Origin of the sequence: Streptomyces sp. NBRC 110035 (genome assembly GCF_000829695.1) — a bacterium.
GTDB lineage: Bacteria > Actinomycetota > Actinomycetes > Streptomycetales > Streptomycetaceae > Streptomyces.
On the sequence record NZ_BBNN01000038.1, the window covers coordinates 70,016 to 90,980 of the forward strand.

At 72.3% G+C, this 20,965-nt stretch carries 20 protein-coding genes; 13 read left to right on the top strand and 7 right to left on the bottom strand.

Features of this window, described 5'->3' with window-relative positions; all coding sequences use genetic code 11:
- The first annotated feature begins 326 nt into the window (after positions 1–326).
- The 10 genes from TU30_RS25995 to TU30_RS26040 all read left to right on the top strand — a co-directional run bounded on the left by TU30_RS25995 (position 327) and on the right by TU30_RS26040 (position 9,033).
- Complete coding sequence (locus tag TU30_RS25995) at positions 327–1,286, top strand: Rossmann-like and DUF2520 domain-containing protein (RefSeq protein WP_042174275.1); 960 nt, start codon at positions 327–329, stop codon at positions 1,284–1,286.
- A complete protein-coding gene (gene panC / locus TU30_RS26000) occupies positions 1,283–2,278 on the top strand; it encodes a pantoate--beta-alanine ligase (RefSeq protein WP_042174278.1) in 996 nt (331 codons plus the stop codon). Before TU30_RS25995 ends, panC begins: the two co-directional genes overlap by 4 nt.
- Positions 2,275–4,077, top strand: a complete 1,803-nt coding sequence (locus TU30_RS26005; protein WP_042174280.1) for an L-aspartate oxidase — start codon at positions 2,275–2,277, stop codon at positions 4,075–4,077. Before panC ends, TU30_RS26005 begins: the two co-directional genes overlap by 4 nt.
- Before the next feature lie 5 nt (positions 4,078–4,082).
- On the top strand, positions 4,083–5,072 hold the full coding sequence (gene nadC / locus TU30_RS26010) for a carboxylating nicotinate-nucleotide diphosphorylase (RefSeq protein WP_042174282.1): 990 nt from the start codon (positions 4,083–4,085) through the stop codon (positions 5,070–5,072).
- 9 nt (positions 5,073–5,081) lie between these two features.
- Positions 5,082–5,879 carry a type III pantothenate kinase gene (locus TU30_RS26015; protein WP_042174284.1) on the top strand — a complete coding sequence of 266 codons (798 nt, stop codon included), beginning with the start codon at positions 5,082–5,084 and terminating at the stop codon, positions 5,877–5,879.
- Between the two features lie 329 nt (positions 5,880–6,208).
- On the top strand, positions 6,209–6,889 hold the full coding sequence (locus TU30_RS26020; protein WP_042174287.1) for a hypothetical protein: 681 nt from the start codon (positions 6,209–6,211) through the stop codon (positions 6,887–6,889).
- Between the two features lie 87 nt (positions 6,890–6,976).
- Positions 6,977–7,156, top strand: coding sequence for a hypothetical protein (locus TU30_RS26025; protein ID WP_042174289.1), 180 nt, complete (start codon positions 6,977–6,979; stop codon positions 7,154–7,156).
- A gap of 190 nt (positions 7,157–7,346) precedes the next feature.
- A complete protein-coding gene (locus tag TU30_RS26030) occupies positions 7,347–7,856 on the top strand; it encodes a BlaI/MecI/CopY family transcriptional regulator (protein WP_078878518.1) in 510 nt (169 codons plus the stop codon).
- A gap of 9 nt (positions 7,857–7,865) precedes the next feature.
- The gene (locus TU30_RS26035; protein WP_042174290.1) at positions 7,866–8,399 is read left to right on the top strand and encodes an amino-acid N-acetyltransferase; all 534 of its coding nucleotides are present in this window, start codon (positions 7,866–7,868) and stop codon (positions 8,397–8,399) included.
- Positions 8,400–8,697: 298 nt separating this feature from the next.
- The gene (locus tag TU30_RS26040; RefSeq protein WP_042174292.1) at positions 8,698–9,033 is read left to right on the top strand and encodes an Lsr2 family protein; all 336 of its coding nucleotides are present in this window, start codon (positions 8,698–8,700) and stop codon (positions 9,031–9,033) included.
- On the opposite strand, the gene TU30_RS26045 is transcribed toward TU30_RS26040, so the two are convergent.
- Positions 9,012–9,818, bottom strand: coding sequence for an SCO3374 family protein (locus TU30_RS26045; protein ID WP_234307992.1), 807 nt, complete (start codon positions 9,816–9,818; stop codon positions 9,012–9,014). The two genes, TU30_RS26040 and TU30_RS26045, sit on opposite strands and share 22 nt — an antisense overlap.
- 431 nt (positions 9,819–10,249) lie before the next feature.
- Between TU30_RS26045 and TU30_RS26050 the strand changes: the two genes are divergently transcribed.
- Positions 10,250–12,775 carry an ATP-dependent Clp protease ATP-binding subunit gene (locus TU30_RS26050; protein WP_042174295.1) on the top strand — a complete coding sequence of 842 codons (2,526 nt, stop codon included), beginning with the start codon at positions 10,250–10,252 and terminating at the stop codon, positions 12,773–12,775.
- A gap of 93 nt (positions 12,776–12,868) precedes the next feature.
- On the opposite strand, the gene TU30_RS26055 is transcribed toward TU30_RS26050, so the two are convergent.
- The gene (locus TU30_RS26055; protein WP_042174297.1) at positions 12,869–13,510 is read right to left on the bottom strand and encodes an HAD family acid phosphatase; all 642 of its coding nucleotides are present in this window, start codon (positions 13,508–13,510) and stop codon (positions 12,869–12,871) included.
- 452 nt (positions 13,511–13,962) lie between these two features.
- Between TU30_RS26055 and TU30_RS26060 the strand changes: the two genes are divergently transcribed.
- Positions 13,963–14,661, top strand: coding sequence for a M23 family metallopeptidase (locus TU30_RS26060; RefSeq protein ID WP_042174300.1), 699 nt, complete (start codon positions 13,963–13,965; stop codon positions 14,659–14,661).
- A gap of 52 nt (positions 14,662–14,713) precedes the next feature.
- On the opposite strand, the gene cseC is transcribed toward TU30_RS26060, so the two are convergent.
- From cseC to TU30_RS26085, 5 genes are all read right to left on the bottom strand, one after another.
- Positions 14,714–16,177 carry a two-component system sensor histidine kinase CseC gene (gene cseC / locus TU30_RS26065; protein WP_370626712.1) on the bottom strand — a complete coding sequence of 488 codons (1,464 nt, stop codon included), beginning with the start codon at positions 16,175–16,177 and terminating at the stop codon, positions 14,714–14,716.
- Positions 16,066–16,764 (bottom strand): two-component system response regulator CseB, encoded by a 699-nt coding sequence (cseB, locus tag TU30_RS26070; protein WP_042174305.1) that lies wholly within the window; start codon positions 16,762–16,764, stop codon positions 16,066–16,068. Before cseB ends, cseC begins: the two co-directional genes overlap by 112 nt.
- Positions 16,765–17,023: 259 nt before the next feature.
- Positions 17,024–17,707 (bottom strand): hypothetical protein, encoded by a 684-nt coding sequence (locus TU30_RS26075; protein ID WP_042174307.1) that lies wholly within the window; start codon positions 17,705–17,707, stop codon positions 17,024–17,026.
- Positions 17,695–18,234: a SigE family RNA polymerase sigma factor gene (locus tag TU30_RS26080; protein ID WP_042174309.1), complete on the bottom strand. Its 540-nt coding sequence runs from the start codon at positions 18,232–18,234 to the stop codon at positions 17,695–17,697. Before TU30_RS26080 ends, TU30_RS26075 begins: the two co-directional genes overlap by 13 nt.
- Positions 18,235–18,572: 338 nt before the next feature.
- On the bottom strand, positions 18,573–19,508 hold the full coding sequence (locus TU30_RS26085; RefSeq protein WP_042174312.1) for an A/G-specific adenine glycosylase: 936 nt from the start codon (positions 19,506–19,508) through the stop codon (positions 18,573–18,575).
- A gap of 337 nt (positions 19,509–19,845) precedes the next feature.
- On the opposite strand from TU30_RS26085, the gene TU30_RS35645 reads away from it, so the two are divergent.
- Positions 19,846–20,706: a hypothetical protein gene (locus TU30_RS35645; protein ID WP_107068578.1), complete on the top strand. Its 861-nt coding sequence runs from the start codon at positions 19,846–19,848 to the stop codon at positions 20,704–20,706.
- Positions 20,707–20,965: the final 259 nt, after the last annotated feature.

Sequence of the window (20,965 nt, forward strand, 5' to 3'; positions counted from 1 at the left end):
CGGTCCTGGTCCCGGTCCTGGTCCCGCTCCTGGTCCCGGTCCTGGTCCCGGTCCCGGTCCTGGTCCCGCTCCTGGTCCCGGTCCCGGGCCTGGCCCGGTCCGCCGTCCGTCCTGTGCCGCGGTGCGGTTCTCCGCCGTATCGCCCATGCCCGGGATCATCCCGCGTACGGGTGGGCCCGGGCACCCGGGTTTTCCCCGCGGAACCCACACCCTGTGGACACGTGCCGTGGACACGTGTGCGCCCGGGAGCCGCCCGCGTTTCGCGTTAACATGACGAGAAATCGTCCGGTACCCCGAGCGGACTGGAACGGGAAGGCCGTCGCCGCGTGAACACAAGCCCACAGCCGGATCCCAGGGACCGCCCCGCGCGGCTCAGCGTCGGTGTGGTCGGCGCCGGGCGCGTCGGCCCCGCCCTGGCCGCGTCCCTGCGGCTCGCCGGCCACCGTCCGGTGGCCGTGTCCGCCGTCTCCGCCGCCTCCCGAGGGCGCGCCGGGCAACTGCTCCCCGACGTGCCGGTGGTCGCGCCCGCCGAGGTGCTGGAGCGGGCCGAACTGGTGCTGCTGACCGTCCCGGACGACGCGCTGCCGGGGCTGGTGGCCGGGCTCGCCGAGACGGGTGCGGTACGGCCGGGCCAGCTCCTCGTGCACACCTCCGGCCGGTACGGCGCGAAGGTGCTGGACCCCGCCCTGCGGGCCGGCGCGCTGCCGCTGGCCCTGCACCCGGCGATGACGTTCACCGGCACCCCCGTCGACGTGCAGCGGCTCGCCGGATGCTCCTTCGGCGTCACCGCGCCGGAGGAACTGCGGCTGGCCGCCGAGGCCCTGGTGATCGAGATGGGCGGCGAACCGGAGTGGATCGCCGAGGAGAGCCGCCCGCTCTACCACGCGGCCCTCGCCCTGGGCGCCAACCATCTGGTCACCCTGGTCGCCCAGTCCCTGGAGCTGCTGCGCACCGCCGGGGTCGGGGCCCCCGACCGGATGCTCGGCCCGCTGCTCGGCGCCGCCCTGGACAACGCCCTGCGCTCCGGCGACGCGGCCCTCACCGGCCCCGTCGCGCGCGGTGACGCCGGCACCGTCTCCGCCCATGTCACCGAGCTGCGCCGGCACGCCCCGCAGACCGTCGCCGGCTATCTGGCGATGGCCCGCGCGACCGCCGACCGCGCCCTCGCCCACGGCCTGCTGAAGCCGGAACTCGCCGAGGACCTCCTCGAGGTACTCGCCGACGGGACCACGGGCACCACCGGCGAAACGGGCACCACCGGCGACGGCGAAGGGAACCCCCGATGACCACCACCCTGCTGCGCACCACCGACGACCTGCACGCACGCGCGCGCACGGGCCGCCGCGCCGTCGTGATGACCATGGGCGCCCTGCACGAGGGCCACGCCACCCTGATCCGCGCCGCGCGCGACCTCGCGGGCCCCGCGGGCGAGGTCGTGGTCACCGTCTTCGTCAACCCGCTGCAGTTCGGCGAGGGCGAGGACCTCGACCGGTACCCGCGCACCCTGGACGCCGACCTCGGGCTCGCCGGGCAGGCGGGCGCGGACGTGGTCTTCGCCCCGTCGGCCGACGAGGTCTATCCGGGCGGCGAGCCCCAGGTCCGGGTCAACGCCGGCCCCATGGGCGCACGTCTGGAGGGCGCCGCCCGCCCGGGTCACTTCGACGGCATGCTCACCGTCGTCGCCAAACTGCTGCACCTCACCCGTCCCGACGTCGCCCTGTACGGCCAGAAGGACGCCCAGCAGCTCGCGCTGATCCGTCGCATGGTGCGTGACCTGGACTTCGGCGTCGACATCGTCGGCGTCCCCACCGTCCGCGAGGCCGACGGGCTGGCCCTCTCCAGCCGCAACCGCTACCTCTCCGCCACGGAGCGGCGCACCGCGCTCGCCCTGTCCGGAGCCCTGTTCGCCGGACGGGCCCGGCACGCCGCGCAGGAGGCGCTGCACGCGCGGGCCCGCGAAGTGCCCGCCACGCGTGCGCGCGCCGAGGCGCTGAGCGCGCTCGGGGAGTCCCGCGCGGCGGCCGACGCACACGCCGTCGCCACGGCCGGCGGCCCCGGCGCCGTCCGCGCCGCAGCCCGCCAGGTCCTCGACGCGGCCGCCCGCTTCACCCCGCCGCTCACCCTGGACTACCTGGCTCTGGTCGACCCCTCGGACTTCACCGAGATCGGCGACGGCTTCACCGGCGAGGCCGTCCTCGCCGTGGCCGCCCGGGTCGGCACGACCCGCCTGATCGACAACATCCCCCTGACCTTCGGCACCCTCGGAGCCGCCTCGTGACCAGCACCGGCATACGACTGCACGCCCCCGCGCCCGGGTGGTCCATCGAGGCGGACGTCGTGGTCGTCGGCTCGGGCGTGGCCGGACTGACCGCCGCGCTGCGCTGCGAGGCCGCCGGGCTGGCCACGGTCGTCGTGACCAAGGCCCGGCTCGACGACGGTTCCACCCGTTGGGCCCAGGGCGGCATCGCCGCGGCCCTCGGCGAGGGCGACACCCCCGAACAGCACCGGGACGACACCCTGGTCGCCGGGGCGGGCCTGTGCGACGAGGAGGCGGTCCGCCTCCTCGTCACCGAGGGCCCCGACGCCGTACGCCGTCTCATCGCCACCGGCGCCCACTTCGACGAGTCCGAGGAGGGCAGCCTGGAACTCACCCGTGAGGGCGGTCACCACCGCCGGCGCATCGCGCACGCGGGCGGGGACGCCACCGGCGCGGAGATCTCCCGCGCCCTGGTCGAGGCCGTACGGGCGGTCCGGAGGGGGGAGCGCGAAACGCTCTCGGGCAAGGGCGGCGGCGGGCGACGGGCGGGACTGCGCACGATCGAGAACGCGCTCGTCCTGGACCTGCTGACCGACGCCGAAGGGCGCAGCGCGGGCGTGACCCTGCACGTCATGGGGGAGGGCCAGCACGACGGCGTGGGGGCCGTGCACGCTCCCGCGGTGGTGCTCGCCACCGGTGGCATGGGGCAGGTCTTCAGCGCGACCACGAACCCCTCCGTCTCGACCGGCGACGGGGTGGCCCTGGCCCTGCGCGCGGGTGCCGAGGTCAGCGACCTCGAGTTCGTGCAGTTCCACCCGACCGTCCTGTTCCTCGGCCCGGACGCGGAGGGCCAGCAGCCCCTGGTCTCCGAGGCGGTACGCGGTGAGGGCGCCCACCTGGTCGACGCCGACGGCGTGCGCTTCATGGTGGGGCAGCACGAGCTCGCCGAGCTCGCCCCGCGGGACATCGTCGCCAAGGGCATCATGCGCCGGATGCGGGAGCGGGACGCCGAGCACATGTACCTCGACGCCCGGCACTTCGGCGCCGACATGTGGGAGCACCGTTTCCCGACGATCCTCGCGGCCTGCCGCGCCCACGGCATCGACCCGGTCACCGAGCCGGTCCCGGTCGCCCCCGCCGCCCACTACGCCTCCGGCGGAGTCCGCACCGACTCCCACGGCCGCACCACCGTCCCCGGCCTCTACGCCTGCGGGGAGGTCGCCTGCACCGGCGTGCACGGAGCCAACCGGCTCGCCTCCAACTCGCTCCTGGAGGGTCTGGTCTACGCGGAGCGCATCGCCGCCGACATCGCCGCGAGCCGCACCGGGAACGCCCTCCGCGCAGGTGCGCCGCAGCCCCTCCCGGGCGCCGGGCGCCCCGGGCACCCCCTCCTTCCCGCGGAGGCCCGCTTCACCATCCAGCGGATCATGACCGGGGGGGCCGGGGTCCTGCGCTCCGCCGCATCCCTCGAGCAGGCCGCCGACGGGCTCCAGCGGCTGCACGCCGACGCCCGCGACGCCCTCGACGAGCAGGGCAAGACCGCCGAGCCCGGCGTCGACACCTGGGAGGCGACGAACCTCCTGTGCGTCGCCCGCGTCCTGGTCGCCGCCGCGCTGCGGCGCGAGGAGACCCGGGGCTGCCACTGGCGCGAGGACCGGCCCGAGCGCGACGACGCCGCCTGGCGCCGCCACGTCGTCGTACGGCTGAACCCGGACCGCACGCTGGCGGCGCACACCACCGACGCCACGGACTTCCCCCCGACTCTCCCCGACGCCCCGAACGCCCCGAACCTCCCGCCCCAGGCCCCTCAGGAGCAGTGACAGCAGTGACCACACCAGACCTTCCCCTCGCCCCGTCCGGCGGCTGCGGCGACGGCTGCGCCTGCGGCGCGGACGGCGACGAGAGCTACGACGAGACCTACCTGGAGTGCGGCCTCGACCCCACGCTCGCCCAGCTCCTGGCCGACGCCGGTCTGGACCCGGTGGAGATCGAGGACATCGCCCACGTCGCCCTCCAGGAGGACCTCGCCCACGGCGTGGACGTCACGACGGTCGCGACCATCCCCGAGGACGCCGTCGCCACCGCCGACTTCACCGCGCGGGAGGCGGGCGTCGTGGCGGGCCTCAGGATCGCCGAGGCGGTCGTCTCGGTGGTCTGCACGGCGGAGTTCGAGGTCGAACGGCACGTGGAGGACGGCGACCGGGTGGAAGCCGGCGACAAGCTCCTCTCCGTCACCACCCGTACCCGCGACCTCCTCACGGCGGAACGCAGCGCCCTGAACCTCCTGTGCCGCCTCTCGGGTGTCGCGACGGCCACGCGCGCGTGGGCGGACGTCCTGGAAGGAACGAAGGCCGAGGTCCGCGACACCCGCAAGACCACCCCGGGCCTGCGCTCCCTGGAGAAGTTCGCCGTGCGCTGCGGCGGCGGCGTCAACCACCGCATGTCGCTCTCCGACGCCGCCCTGGTCAAGGACAACCACGTGGTCGCCGCGGGGGGTGTCGCCCAGGCCTTCCAGGCCGTCCGGGAACGCTTCCCCGAGGTACCGGTCGAGGTCGAGGTCGACACCCTGCACCAGCTCCGCGAGGTCCTGGACGCGGGCGCCGACCTGATCCTGCTGGACAACTTCACCCCCGGCGAGTGCGAGGAGGCGGTGGCTCTCGTCGCCGGCCGCGCCGCCCTGGAGGCGTCCGGCCGGCTCACCCTCGACAACGCCAGGGCGTACGCCGACACGGGGGTCGACTACCTCGCCGTGGGCGCCCTCACCCACTCCTCGCCGATCCTGGACATCGGCCTGGACCTGCGAGCGGCTGAGTAGGGGCCGGCCATGCTGCTGACGATCGACGTGGGCAACACGCACACCACCCTGGGCCTGTTCGACGGCGAGGACATCATCGAGCACTGGCGGATCTCCACGGACGCGCGCCGCACCGCCGACGAGCTCGCCGTCCTCCTCCAGGGCCTGATGGGCATGCACCCCCTGCTCGGCGACGAACTGGGCGACGGCATCGACGGCATCGCCATCTGCGCGACCGTCCCCTCCGTCCTGCACGAACTCCGCGAGGTGACCCGCCGCTACTACGGCGACGTCCCCGCGGTCCTGGTCGAGCCGGGCGTCAAGACCGGCGTGCCGATCCTCACCGACAACCCCAAGGAAGTCGGCGCGGACCGCATCATCAACGCGGTCGCCGCCGTCGAGCTCTACGGCGGGCCGGCCGTCGTCGTCGACTTCGGCACCGCCACCACCTTCGACGCGGTCAGCGCGCGCGGGGAGTACGTCGGCGGCGTCATCGCCCCCGGCATCGAGATCTCCGTCGAGGCGCTCGGCGTCCGCGGTGCGCAGCTCCGCAAGATCGAGGTGGCCCGGCCCCGGAGTGTGATCGGCAAGAACACGGTCGAGGCGATGCAGTCCGGCATCGTCTACGGCTTCGCCGGCCAGGTCGACGGCGTCGTCCGCCGGATGGCCCGAGAGCTCTCCGACGACCCCGACGAGGTGACCGTCATCGCGACCGGCGGACTCGCGCCGATGGTCCTGGGCGAGAGCACCGTCATCGACGAGCACGAGCCCTGGCTGACCCTGGTCGGCCTGCGCCTGGTCTACGAACGGAACGCGTCGCGGCTGTAGCGCCTCCCGGGCGCGGCGCTCCGGGACCAGGCCGCGCGGGTCACGGGTGGCCGGCCCCGGGCCGTACGGGGGCGACCGGCCCGTGCAACGCCTCGTGGAGCGGGCCGGGGCCCGTGAGCCCGCGCCCCGCGCCCTGCGGCCCCGGGTGTTCCGGCCGCGGCCCGTGACCCATTCCCGGAAAGCGCCGCGGGCCGCGGAGCCGGTCCGCGGCCCCCACCCGGGTGGACCCGCACGCCGTACCCGCACGCCACACCCGTACGCTATGCGTTGTTTGTCCGATTAGCGCGTATCGTCGCCGCATGCCCACGCCCTACGGATCCCGCGGCGGCATGGCGTTCGGTGCGGAGGAGCTGCGTGTGCTCCGCCGCGCCCTCGCCCTCGCCCTGCACCCCACGTCCGCCTCGGCCGAAGACGTCCAGGACTGCCTCCGCCTCGCCGAATCCCTCGACGAGGCGACGCGGGAGGGCGTCCGGCTGCGCGCCTTCCTGGTGGCCGACCTCGGCCGCTACCGCGCAGCCCTCCCCGGCACCGTCGTCGGCTACCTCAGGCTTCTGGAGGAGGCGCTGGGTGCCGGCTACCGTCCCGACGCCGACGACCTCGCCGCCCTCCGGGCACTGCGCGGCACCCCCGCCGCCGCTCTCCTGGACCGCTGCCGGCTCCTCGCCGAGGAGGACGTACGCGCCCGCCTCGCCGGCCGTACGGTCCGCGTGGGCTCCGTGGGGTCCCCGTCCGGCGGCCCGTCCACCGGCCCGCTGTCCCGGGGCCCCCTGTCCGTCGTCCCCGCCTCCCGCACCCACCTCCTCGCCCTGCCGGGCGGCCAGGCCGCCGAGGACCCGGAGGAGGAGCCGGAGCGCAAGCCGTCCGCTCCCCGGCCCGAACCCGCGCGGGACCCCGCAGCCCCCGCACCCGGCAACCCGAAACCGGGCCGTCCCGTCCCCACCCCGGGAGAGGTCTTCCCCCGTCGCAAGCCGGCCCCGCCCCCGCAGGGCCGGCGGCTCGCCGTGGGCTGAGGGGCCTGCCGCGGAGCCGCCGCCCGCCCGTCCGTCGCACACCCACCCCCGCCCGGCCGTCGGCCGGGTCCTGGCTACCCTGGATCCATGGACTATGTCTCCGCGCTCCTGCCCCCGGCCGTCATGGCCGTCCTCTTCATCGGCGTGATCCGGGTGATCGTGAAGACCCAGGGCGGCGCCAACAAGACCAAGGAGGACGCCGCCGTGGACGCGGCCCTGGCCCGCGCGGAGGCGCCCCGGCAGGCCCCCGCCAAGACCGAGGCCTGACCGGCGGCTGCTCGGTCGCCCGCCGCCCGGCCGGCCGCGGGTGGTACTGAGGCGGGCGGCACGGAGGCGGGCCCGGCGTACGAGTCGAGCGCGACCGAGCGAGAGTTGTACGCCCTTTTTGTTCGCCTTCGCCGCTCTTCATGCATGATCGGCACGCCGTGGTGTGGATTTCGCACTATTGTTACGAGGTGTGCCTCGCCCATTGGGAGAACTCGAAGACGCGGTCATGACGCGGGTGTGGAAGTGGAACCGCCCGGTCACTGTCAGAGAAGTCCTCGAAGACCTGCAGAAGGAACGGTCCATCGCCTACACCACGGTGATGACCGTTCTGGACAATCTCCACCAGAAGGGCTGGGTGCGCCGCCAGGCGGAAGGCCGGGCCTATCGGTATGAGGCGGTCTCCACCCGTGCCGCGTACGCCGCCGCGCTGATGAACGAGGCCTGGTCGCAGAGCGACAACGCCGCCGCCGCGCTCGTCGCCTTCTTCGGGATGATGAGCGAGGAACAGCGCCAGGCCCTCACGGATGCCGTACGCGTCGCACCTCTTCCGGAAACCACGGAACAACGCCGGCCGGCCGAACAGCCGGGAACGGCGGAAGGGCCGGGAACGGCCGAACAGGCCGGATCGCCCGAACAACCCACGCCCGCGGAACCCTCCGTCGAGAACCCCGCCTCGGCCGAGGGTCCGCGCGGGCGATAGCGTCCGCTCATGTCAGCAGACAGCCCGGATGTCCCCGCAAAAGCCATCACCGTCCGACGGGCCCGCACCGGCGATGTCCCCGCCGTGCGCCGCCTCCTTGACGCCTACGTCCACAAGGGCATCCTGCTCGACAAAGCAACGGTGACGCTTTACGAGGCCATCCAGGAGTTCTGGATCGCGGAACGGGACGACAACGGGGAGGTCGTCGGCTGCGGCGCGCTGCACGTGATGTGGGAAGACCTCGCGGAAGTCCGCACTCTCGCGGTGAAGCCCGGGCTGAAGGGCGCCGGTGTGGGGCATCGCTTGATGGAGAAGCTGCTGCAGACCGCCCGCCGGCTCGGTGTTCGCCGTGTTTTCTGTCTGACCTTCGAAGTCGAGTTCTTCGGCAAGCACGGCTTCGTGGAGATCGGTGAGACGCCCGTCGACACCGATGTGTACGCCGAGCTGCTGCGTTCCTATGACGAGGGTGTCGCGGAGTTCCTCGGTCTCGAACGAGTGAAACCGAACACCCTGGGCAACAGTCGGATGCTTCTGCATCTGTGATCGTCTGCGTTCCGTACCCGGCACCTTGCGGCGGAGGCCCTCGGCGGGCGACGCCATGGCATATTGCGCACCCGCTTCCGTGGGCGCTTCGCCGCCGTGGCCTTGCCAGGTTCCCTATGTCCGAAACGCGCACGTTTCCGGACCGCGCGCGGGCAACGTGTCACTCCCCGGGGTTTGTGTTTTTCCGGCAAAAGCGGTTTGCTTTCCGACGTACTGCAGTAGTGGATATAACAGGGGACGGCGATACGGCGGACGCCGGTACACCCAGGCCCTGACGTTATCGACGAAAGGAAATCCGGTGGCACAGAAGGTTCAGGTCCTTCTTGTCGACGACCTCGACGGCGGCGAAGCGGACGAGACCGTGACGTTCGCGTTGGACGGCAAGACATACGAGATCGATCTCACCACCGCCAATGCGGACAAGCTCCGCGGCCTTCTCGAGCCTTACGTGAAGGGCGGCCGTCGTACGGGAGGCCGTGCTTCGGGCGGGCGTGGAAAGGCGCGTGCCGCTTCCGGCGGTGGCCAGGACACCGCGGCGATCCGCGCCTGGGCGAAGGAGAACGGCCACGAGGTCAACGACCGCGGCCGGGTCCCCGCGGCCATTCGCGAGGCCTACGAGCAGGCCAACGGCTGACTGTCGGTCCGTCCCGCCTCGCGCACCCCGGCCGGCGGCCGGGCACGGGCGCGCAGGAGCCGGATCCGGTGGCACTGCGTGGCCACCGTGTTCACCAGCCGTACGAGATCGGGGGCGCCCGCACGGCCCCCCGTCGCCGACAGTGTCGGCAGCGAGGCCTCGACCTCGCGCCCCGGCTCGGGGGGCCGCAGCCACACGGCGGCCCCCTGTGGACCGGGGTGGTCCGGTGGGAGCGGCCGGACCGCACCGTGGCCGACGGGCCCCGGGGGCGACGGAGCGTCGATGAACCCGCCCGCGCCGACCGCGGCCAGGTCGAGGGCCAGCGTGCCCCACTCCAGCCAGGCGAGCAGCCCCGGCAGTTCCTCCGCGCTGCCCGCGGCCACCAGCAGCCGCATCCGGCCGCCCTGCAGGGCCACCGGCCCCGGGAGTTCCAGGCGCTCCAGTGCCGCACGGCCGGCTTCGGCGGGGACGTCCAGGATGTCGAAGCGCACCCCCACCGGGAGGCGCACCGGGGAACCGGGCAGCGTCGGCCACCCTTGTTCGTCCTCGTACCAACGCCGGACCGGATCGCCCGGATCACTCGGACCGCCGGGACTGCCGGGACCGCTGGGACTGCCCGGATCGCTCGGATCGCCGGGACCGCCCGTCTCGTTCGTCCGGGCCGGATCACGCGGTCCGGTCGGCCGAGGGCGGCCCTGGGCCTTTTCGGCCGTGGTGGCGGAGCGGTGCGCGGGGGCGGACGGGTCCGAGGTGGCGGGGAGGGCGGAGGGGGCGGTGTCGGTCATGCCAGGCGCAACCTCCGTAAGACCGTTCCGGTCACGCCGAGTTCTCACTCGCATGCGAAGAGTGTCGAACGTGGGGGCGTGCGCGGACCCGGGGAGGCGCGAAGTTGTTCGCCCGTAGCGGAGGGAACTCCTGTATTCGGCATGGACTGTCGGTCGCAGCGGGTAGGACATCCCTAGTGGGAGAGGGGCGACACACGGGGTGGCACATCTCGCGTTCGCCATCGGCGTACTGGCGATAGGGGTAACTGCCTGGTCTGCGGGAACATCGTCTCGCACCATCGGGTTGGAGCATATGTCGGCGTTCGGGGTCAGGAGGCCATCGACGGTGTCGGCAGTTGGAATGAGCGGTCCCCGCTTGCGGGACTAAGCTGCGGAAGGACAGGGAGGGGAAGTTCCCCCCACTGCCTGACCGCTCTGAGGAGCGATTAACGATGTTCGAGAGGTTCACCGACCGCGCGCGGCGGGTTGTCGTCCTGGCTCAGGAAGAAGCCCGGATGCTCAACCACAACTACATCGGCACTGAGCACATCCTCCTGGGCCTGATCCACGAGGGTGAGGGTGTCGCCGCCAAGGCCCTTGAGAGCCTCGGGATTTCGCTCGAGGCGGTCCGCCAGCAGGTGGAGGAGATCATCGGCCAGGGCCAGCAGGCCCCGTCGGGTCACATCCCCTTCACCCCCCGTGCCAAGAAGGTGCTCGAGCTGTCGCTCCGCGAGGCGCTGCAGCTGGGTCACAACTACATCGGCACGGAGCACATCCTGCTCGGCCTGATCCGTGAGGGCGAGGGCGTCGCCGCCCAGGTCCTGGTCAAGCTGGGCGCAGATCTGAACCGCGTGCGGCAGCAGGTCATCCAGCTGCTCTCCGGTTACCAGGGGAAGGAGACCGCCACTGCCGGCGGTCCTGCCGAGGGCACCCCCTCCACATCCCTGGTCCTCGACCAGTTCGGCCGGAACCTCACCCAGGCCGCCCGTGAGTCCAAGCTCGACCCGGTCATCGGGCGCGAGAAGGAGATCGAGCGGGTCATGCAGGTGCTGTCCCGCCGCACCAAGAACAACCCGGTGCTGATCGGTGAGCCCGGCGTCGGCAAGACCGCCGTCGTCGAGGGCCTCGCCCAGGCCATCGTCAAGGGCGAGGTGCCCGAGACCCTCAAGGACAAGCACCTCTACACCCTGGACCTCGGCGCCCTGGTCGCGGGCTCCCGCTACCGCGGTGACTTCGAGGAGCGCCTGAAGAAGGTGCTCAAGGAGATCCGCACCCGCGGCGACATCATCCTGTTCATCGACGAGCTGCACACGCTGGTCGGTGCGGGAGCCGCCGAGGGCGCCATCGACGCGGCCTCCATCCTGAAGCCGATGCTGGCGCGTGGTGAGCTCCAGACCATCGGCGCGACCACGCTGGACGAGTACCGCAAGCACCTGGAGAAGGACGCGGCCCTCGAACGCCGCTTCCAGCCGATCCAGGTCGCCGAGCCGTCGCTGCCGCACACCATCGAGATCCTCAAGGGTCTGCGTGACCGGTACGAGGCGCACCACCGTGTCTCGATCACCGACGAGGCGCTGGTGCAGGCCGCCACCCTGGCCGACCGGTACATCTCGGACCGCTTCCTCCCGGACAAGGCGATCGACCTGATCGACGAGGCCGGCTCGAGGATGCGCATCCGCCGGATGACCGCGCCGCCGGACCTGCGCGAGTTCGACGAGAAGATCGCCGGTGTCCGCCGGGACAAGGAGTCCGCGATCGACTCGCAGGACTTCGAGAAGGCCGCCTCCCTGCGCGACAAGGAGAAGCAGCTCCTCGCCGCCAAGGCCAAGCGGGAGAAGGAGTGGAAGGCCGGCGACATGGACGTCGTCGCCGAGGTCGACGGCGACCTGATCGCCGAGGTCCTCGCCACGGCCACCGGCATCCCGGTCTTCAAGCTGACCGAGGAGGAGTCCTCGCGTCTGCTGCGCATGGAGGACGAGCTCCACAAGCGGGTCATCGGCCAGAAGGACGCCGTCAAGGCGCTGTCGAAGGCGATCCGCCGTACACGTGCCGGTCTGAAGGACCCGAAGCGTCCCGGTGGCTCGTTCATCTTCGCCGGCCCGTCCGGCGTCGGTAAGACCGAGCTGTCCAAGGCCCTCGCCGAGTTCCTGTTCGGTGACGAGGACGCGCTGATCTCCCTCGACATGTCGGAGTTCAGCGAGAAGCACACGGTCTCGCGCCTCTTCGGTTCGCCCCCCGGCTACGTGGGCTACGAGGAGGGCGGTCAGCTGACGGAGAAGGTGCGCCGCAAGCCGTTCTCGGTCGTCCTCTTCGACGAGGTCGAGAAGGCCCACCCGGACATCTTCAACTCGCTGCTGCAGATCCTGGAGGACGGTCGCCTGACCGACTCCCAGGGCCGGGTCGTGGACTTCAAGAACACGGTCATCATCATGACGACCAACCTCGGCACCCGGGACATCTCCAAGGGCTTCAACCTGGGCTTCGCCGCCGCCGGCGACAAGAAGTCCAACTACGAGCGCATGAAGAACAAGGTGTCGGACGAGCTGAAGCAGCACTTCCGTCCCGAGTTCCTCAACCGTGTCGACGACGTGGTCGTGTTCCCGCAGCTGTCCCAGGAGGACATCCTTGCGATCGTCGACCTGATGATCGAGAAGGTGGACGAGCGGCTGAAGGACCGGGACATGGGCATCGAGCTCTCCCAGTCCGCCAAGGAGCTGCTGTCCACGAGGGGCTACGACCCCGTGCTGGGCGCCCGGCCGCTGCGCCGGACCATCCAGCGCGAGATCGAGGACTCGCTGTCGGAGAAGATCCTCTTCGGCGAGCTGCGTCCCGGCCACATCGTGGTCGTGGACACCGAGGGCGAGGGCGAGAGCGCGACCTTCACCTTCCGCGGTGAGGAGAAGGCGGCCCTGCCCGACGTCCCGCCGATCGAGCAGGCGGCCGGCGGAGCCGGCCCGAACCTCAGCAAGGACGCGTAAGCGCGTCAGCGCGTAACGCGTCAGCGTCACGGCAGCCGAAAGGGGCCGGTGCCCGGGAGGGGCACCGGCCCCTTTCGCATGTCGTGTCCCGGGTTACGAGAGCTGGCCGTCGTAGTCCGGCAGCTTGTAGGTCCTCTCGGCGTGGCCGCCCGAGAGGTCGGTGTCGTTGTTGCCGATGTTGGCGATGATCGTGTAGCCCTTCGACTCGATGTCGACGCGCTTGGCCGTCTTGTACGCGGCCACGTTCCGGAACAGGTCGGTGAGGCTGCGGACGTACAGCCCGGCGGACTCGTATCCGGCGTGGTCGAGGTTGTACTCGGTGAAGGCCTCGATGATGCCCGGCCGTGCGGTCACGAAGAACACCGCGACCCCGCGCTCCTGGGCGTACTGCGCGACCTCCAGGACCGGCTCGTTGGCCGGTGCCGGGAAGCTGAAGCCGAAGTCGGACTCCAGGGCGGTGTTGTCGATGTCGAGGACGATCGCCTGCTTCTCGCCCGGCCGCGGGTTCGCGATCCGCTGCTGCAACTGCGGCAGGGCCTGATCCATGACCGCCTGGCAGTCCCGCTGCCAGGTGTCGTAGTCGACGTCTGCGGCGGCCGCCGTGGCCGTCACGGCGGCCGCCGCGGAGGTGCCGGTGTCGGTCGCTGCCTGGGCGGGCACGGCCAGGGCCACCAGGGCAGCGGTGGAGACGGCGGTGACCGATGCGCGGCGCAGCCAGGGGCGTCGGCTTCTCATGTGGTGGGGGTCCTCTCGGGCTCGTAACGCTGCCAACGGGGCGATGTGTCGTGTGCATGTTCGTGGTGGAGGGTGACGCGAGGTGAACCGTAGGGTTACCGCGCGGTAGGCAGCCAGAGAGGCGCACGCCACATTTACGGAATGGCCGAACCCCGCCCCCGGTGACATGCTCCACAGGCGTTTCGTCCGGTACTAGCCGGAATAGTGGCGAAGCGCCGAAACGCAAAACGGACATTTAAGGTGAAACCTCGATCGGTCGGTCCTGAATGGGGCTTTCATCCGGTACGGGCGAGGTGTCAAGAGACGTCCATCTCACTGGGGAAGTACGAAGGACTGTCGTAGATAACCCTTTTTGTGCCTTTGTGGGCGGAGGGGTTACCAAGGGATGGCCACTTCGGAGTGGACCTGTTCGCCCGGTGGTTTTCCTTTGCTCCCTTCCTCGCGAGGTTCAGATGTCCCAGCGCGTCACGCCCCGTTCCTTCCTCACGTCCCACCTCCGCACCCGTGCGGCCGTCATGGCCGCCGGCATGGGAGTCACGGCCGTCGTGGGAGCCGGGATCGCGGCCGCCGCCGACACCACGGTCGTCGGCAGCGACACCGCCAAGGCCGTGCAGGCTCAGGCGGACGCCCAGGCCGAGGCCGCGAAGACCGAGGCCGCCGAGAACAAGAAGGCAGCCGCGGCGAAGAAGGCCGTGAAGGCCGAGAAGCCGGCTCAGCCCGCCAAGAAGAAGGCGTCCTGGGTCGACCCGGTGAAGAAGTACAAGATCTCCGCCAGCTACGCCCAGGCCGGCGGCATGTGGCAGTCCGCCCACAGCGGGCAGGACTACGCGGTCCCGAACGGCACCAAGGTCGTGGCCGTGCACGGCGGCACGGTCGCCAAGGCGGGTGGCAACGGCGCCGGTGACGGCCCGGCCTACGGCAACGCCGTGGTCATCAACCACGGCAACGGGACGTACTCCCAGTACGCCCACCTCTCCGAGGTGAACGTGCGGCCCGGTCAGGTCGTCAAGACCGGCCAGAAGATCGCCGCGTCCGGCAACACCGGCAACTCCAGCGGTCCCCACCTGCACTTCGAGGTCCGGACCAGCCCGAACTACGGCTCCGCGATCGACCCGGTCAAGTTCCTGCGCGGCAAGGGCGTGCAGTTCTGAGGGCTCCGGCCCCGCAGCCGGGTCCCGGCTCCGGGTCCCCCGGCCGGACACCCTAGGGAAGTGCCGGATAACTCCCGGTGTTCGTCGGCGCGTGTTCCGGCAGCCACAGCACGGCGACCGCCCCCTCGGCCGGCGCGTCCTCGGAGGCGCCGGCCGGCCGCACGGTGCGGAAGGTCAGCCGTGCCCCCAGCACCCGGGCCTGCCCGGCCGCGATGGTCAGGCCCAGACCGTGACCGCGTCCGGCCCGGTCCGTACTGCCGGTGCGGAACCGGCTCGGTCCCTCGGCGAGCAGGTCCGCGGGGAAGCCGGGCCCGTGGTCGCGGACCCGGACGACCCGCCCCTCGACGGAGACCTCGACGGGCGGCCTGCCGTGCCGGGAGGCGTTGGCCAGCAGGTTGAACAGCACCCGCTCCAGGCGCCGCGGGTCGGTGGTGACCTCCGACTCGTGCACCACGCGCACCGTGACGTCCGGGTCCTTCGCCGCGACCCGCCGGGCGACGAACTCGCCCAGCAGGATGTCCTGCAGCTCGGCCCGCTCGGACGCGCCGTCCAGCCGGGCCACCTCCAGGACGTCCTCGACCAGGGTGCGCATGGCCTTCGCCCGGTCCAGCACCAGTTCGGTGGGCCGGCCGGGCGGCAGCAGCTCGGCGGCGGTCAGCAGACCGGTGACCGGGGTGCGCAGTTCGTGCGCGATGTCGGCGGTGACCCGGCGTTCGGCCTCCAGCCGCTGACGCAGCGCGTCCGCCATCGCGTCCACCGCGCTGGCCAGGTCGTCGGTCTCGTCCCGGACGACCCCGCCGATGGCCTCGCGCACCCGGACCTCCGTCTCCCCCTTGGCGACCCGGTTGGCGGCGCTCGCCGCCTTGCGCAGCCGGCGGGACAGGCGCCCGCCGATCAGCACCCCGAGCGCGCTGCCGCCCAGGACGACCGCGATGGAGCCGATCACCAGGGCCTGGTCGAGGTCCTTGAGGATGTCCGAGCTGCGGTCCGTGAAGCCTGAGTGCAGGGACATCACGTGGCCGTTCTTCAGCGGTACGGCCGCCCAGATGTCCGGCGCCCCGCCCGGCCGGTCGGCCACGTAGGTGGCCCGCCGGCCCTCCTCCACCTTCGCCCGCAGCTCCGCCGGCAGTTCGGGGTCGTCGACCTTGGTGTTGGGGAAGTTCAGCCGCCCGGACAGCTCGTAGTTGCGCTGGGCGATCATGATGCGCTCGTCGGCGAGATCGCGCGCGTTGTCCAGCATCGACACCCGGGCCGCGTTGTGCACGACCAGGCTCAGCGCGACCGCCACCAGCACGCCGACCAGGGCGATGGCGGCACTGAGTTTCCATCTCAGCCCGGTGAGGACGCCCGCCCGCTCGAGCCCCGCACGCACCAGCCGTCCGACGTGTCGCCGCATGTCCGTGCTCAGGCCTTCAGTTTGTAGCCGAAGCCGCGGACCGTCTCGATGCGGTCCTGGCCGATCTTCCCGCGCAGCCGCTGCACATGGACGTCGACGACGCGGGTGTCGCCGCCCCACCCGTACTCCCACACACGTTCGAGCAGCCGGTCGCGGGAGAGGACGGTGCCCGGCGCCGAGGAGAACTCCAGCAGCAGCCGCATCTCGGTCGGGGTCAGCGCCACCGGGCTCCCGGCCCGACGCACCTCCATGCCCACGGTGTCGATCTCCAGTTCGCCGAAGGCCAGTGCGCGGGCAAGGACCCCGGCCTCCGCTTCCTCCCGGCTGCCGTTCACCCGGTCGAACCGGCGCAGCACCGCCCGGACACGGGCGACCAGGACGGCACCGTCGAACGGTTTGGTCACGTAGTCGTCGGCGCCCGCCTCCAGTCCCAGGACCACGTCGATGGCGTCCGCCCGCGCCGACAACATGATCACCGGCACCATCGACTCGTCGCGGATGCTCCGGCACAGGCTGACGCCGTCGAGGCCGGGCACCATGACGTCGAGCAGCGCGATGTCCGGCCGGTCGGCGCGGAACGCCTCCAGGCCCGACAGCCCGTCGGGCATCGCGGTGACCGCGAAGCCGTCCCGCTCCAGGGCGAGTTGGGTGGCCTCACGGATGACGTCGTCGTCCTCGACGAACAGGACGTGGGTCTGGTCTGCCATCCCGGTGATCTCAGCTCTCAGTTCTCGTGCTCAGTTCTCGTGCTCGGTGCTCAGGTCCCGTGCTCGGTGATCAGTGATCGGTCTCTGCGCGGTCTCTGAGCGGTGTCGGACCGGTGGAAGGATTCCGCCCCGCCCACCGGACGGACGCGGGGACCGCGCGGAGGGTTCATCCCCTTCATCGGATCACGCGGCCCGCCGGTTCACGCCGCGCGCCCTCACCTCTGGTGCGGGACCCACGTGCCGGCGCCGGGCCCGGATCTCAGCTGTCCGGCATCGGTGTCGGCTCCGTGCCGGACACCGTGCCGTAGTCGTTGTGGGTGCGGAACTCCTCGGTGAACCGGCCCGCGGTCCAGCGGTAGGTGATCACGTTCTCGCCGGACGGGCTCGACACCGGGTCGCCCCGGTCGTACACCTGCATCGTCACCACCAGGTCCCCGCGGTCGATCTCCGCGTACACGGGGGGCTCCTCGGTCTGGAACACGTTCACGTACGCGCCGTCTCGGTCGCGGTACACGTACGAACCGACGCCCACCGCGTCTCCGCAGGTCAGCACGTTGACGACGACGTCGTTCGAGGTGCCCCCGGTGAGGTTGCCGTAGCTCACGTCGACGGGGTACTCGTCACCCACACAGGGCTCCAGCTCCCGCTTGACCGCCGCCGAGACGGCCGGGTCCTCCTTGATCAGCCGCACCGCGTCCACCCGGCCCCCGGCCCCGGTCGCGGCCTCCGCCCGGGAGGGCGCGGGCAGGGAGGAGAACGAGGAGGTGGGCAGCGGGCTGACCACCGAGTCCGCGTGCGCGGGGCCCTCGTCACGGGCGCCGGTGCCGCCCGTACCGCAGGCGGTGACGAAGAGGGCGAGGGCGACGAGCACGGACGTCGCCGTGGTCGCCGCCTGGGCGGTTCTCCGGAACCGCGTGGGTCCCGCGCCGGTCAGGCCGCGCAACGCTCCCGCTCCTCACGCTCCAGCGCGCGTGCGTCCAGCTCGCGGGCTTCCAGCTCCTCGCGGAGCCGGGCGAGCGCCCGGTGCAGCGTGCTCTTGACCGTTCCGGCCGACATGCCGAGTGCGGCGGCCGTCTCCTCCGTGGACATCTGCTCCCAGTGTCGCAGCACCACCACGCTGCGCTGCTTCGGGGCGAGCACCTTCAGTACGTCCATCAGGAGGGCGCGGTCGGCGTGCTGCTCGGTGGCGTCGTCCACGCAGGCGTCCGGGAGCTGCTCGGTGGGCACCTCCTCCAGCTTGCGGGCGCGCCACCACTCGGTCCGGGTGTTGATCATGACGCGGCGCAGGTAGGCGTCGGCCAGCCGCTTGTCGGCGATCCCGTCCCAACGCCCGTACGTCCGGGCCAGCGCGGTCTGCAGCAGGTCCTGCGCGTCGACGGGGTCCGGCACCAGACGGCGTGCGCTGCGCAGCAGCGCGTCCTGCCGGGTGCGGACGTACTCCTCGAACCCGAGCACCTCGCCCTGCGCCATGGTGAACCGCCTTCCGCTCCCCGTACCGGCCCGCCCGTGCGGCCCGGTCCACTGCCGTGATCCGTGGTGGTCGCGCCCCGGTGCGCTGTGCGCTGCGTCCTGCGTCGCGTGCGGGGCACGGGAACGAAGGTACGGAGGCGTTGTCACGGCACTGTGCGGAGCAGCCTGCGGCCTGCCCTCGGCTGTCCGTCGGTTGTGTAACGGAAGTAGGAACGAGGTAAAGCGGTGGGTGGGTGGGGGGACGGCTCACGGGGAGATGTGTGCCGTCCGGGCGGGAACGCGGGACAGTCGGGCCGGAGCCGGAGCCGGAGCCGGAGCCGGAGCCGGGGCGGTGGCGGTCAGGTCAGCGGCAGCCGGTAGAGCCCGCCGGGCAGCGGTTCGACCAGACCGTCGGCGACCAGGCCGTCCAGTGCGCGGGCGCGCTGCACCGGCTCCTGCCACACCCGGTCCAGGGCCGCCTGCGGTACGGGGCCGTGCGCCTCCCGGAGCACGGCCAGCAGCCGCCCGCGGACCTGACGGTCCGTGCCGGCGTACGTCTGCCCCCGGCGCGGCGGGCCGTCGTGCGCCGGCTTGTCCGCGAGCCGCCAGGCGCACTGCGCGGCGATGGGGCAGCGATGGCACGACTCGTTCTTCGCCGTGCACACCAGGGCCCCCAGCTCCATGGAGGCGGCGGCCCACCGCGCGGCGGTCGACTCGCCCTCGGGCAGCAGCGCCCGGGCGAGCCGGCGCTCGGCAGCCGTGGTGGCGTTCGGCGGGTACTGGACACCGGTCACCGCACGGGCGAACACCCGGCGCACGTTGGTGTCCAGCACGGCGTGCCGCTGCCCGTACGCGAACGACGCCACGGCGGCGGCCGTGTACTCGCCGATGCCGGGCAGCGCCAGGAGCTGCGCGTGGTCGGCGGGTACGTCGCCACCGTGCCGTTCCGTTATGGCGGCCGCGGCGCCGTGCAGCCGCAGCGCACGACGCGGGTAGCCGAGCCGGCCCCAGGCGCGGACGGCCTCACCGGGCGCCTCGGCGGCGAGGTCGGCGGGGCGCGGCCAGCGGGCCAGCCACTGCTCGTAGACGGGCAGGACCCGGTTCACCGGGGTCTGCTGGAGCATGAATTCGCTGACCATCACCCCCCACGCGCCGGCCTCCGGGCGCCGCCACGGCAGATCCCGGGCGTGCTCGTCGAACCAGTCGATGACGGGGGAGTGGAGCGCCGCTCCGGGGGCGCGCTCGGACGAGGGGTCGGCGGTGTCGTCGGGCTGGGGCTTCGTGAGAGCAGTCATGGCCTCTCGATCCTGCCATGACCACCGCCGCGAACGGCGACACCGCCACCCCGTCGTGCCGCCTGGCGGTCCGATCCGTGGCCAGAGCTGCAAGGGACGCGATCGCGAACGCGGGGATGCCGAAGCGCGGAGCCCGCGGCGGCCGGGGTGCCCCCGAATCCCTCGGTCACGGACCGTGAGATGGGCGCCCCCGTGATCACACTCCGCGACCCTCGCGTGTCGTGCCTGACGAAGAGCGGGAACGAGCGGCGGTTTCCGGGATGATGATCCGGAAAAGTTGGGCTCTCGGCGGCGGGTGGGACCAGCGAAGGCCCGGATTTCTCGTACAGTTTGCGCCGTGGGATCTCTGCGCAATCCGGTCGGGCCGCTTCCCTCCTCCATCTACTGGCGTAGGAGGGCCGTACTGCTGTCCCTGCTGGGCGTGTTGGCGTTGCTGGTCACCTGGGTCGTCGTCTCCGGCGGCGGGGACGGCGGCGGGCACGACAACGGGGCCAACGGCAAGAATCCCACGCCCTCCACCATCACCCCGGGACCGTCGAGTTCGGGGCCGGCGATCAGCCAGGCGCCGGGCGGCCGTGACGAGTCCGGTGACGAGGACTCGGGCGGCTCCTCGTCCGGCACGGGCACCGGGGACGACGGGGCGAACGGCGACCCCGGTGACTCCGGTGGTCCGGACTCCGGTGGTTCGGACGGGGAGGGTGCGGACGGTGACGGCGAGGCCGGGGGCGGCGGCGGTTCCGGGGGCGGTACGGCGGGGGTCGGTGCGAGCGACGCGCTGCCGGCCGGCTCCGGGCTCCCCACCTGCACGGCGACCGCCGTCAAGTTCAGCTTGAGCAGCGTCCGCAACTCCTACGAGCCCGACGGGACGCCCACTTTCCGACTGACCGCGCGGAACATCTCCGGCAGCGACTGCAAGGTCGACCTCGGTCCGAAGAGCACGGTGCTGACGATTACTCAGGCGACCGCCGACGACACGTACTGGGCGTCGGACGACTGCCCCAAGGGCGCGGGGCGCCTGGTGTTCCGGGTGCCCGCGGACGACAGCATCACGTACACCGTGAAGTGGGACCGCAAGCCGAGCGCCCCGCAGTGCGCGACGCCGCCGGCCGGGGCGGCCGAGGCGGGGACGTACCTGGTGGAGGCGAAGACACCGGGATTCACGAAGGTGCAGACCTCCTTCGTGCTGAAGAGCGCCTGACACCCGTCCGAGCCGAAGTCGCGGGGCCGGTCCGGCACGGTCCGCCGGCAGGCCGGAGGCCGTGCCACAGGCCCCAGGGGGCTGTGGCGAAGGGGTGCCTGCCGCGCGGCGCCCGGTACGCGCTCCCGCCGCACCGCCCGGAAGCCCGGGTACGCCCGCCCGGTACGAGGGCCTCCGGGCGGCACGCCCCGAGCACGCTCCTCCGAGCTCTCGGCTTTGCTCGAGCAGGGGGAACCCCGTGGCCCCGCGCGGTCGCCCT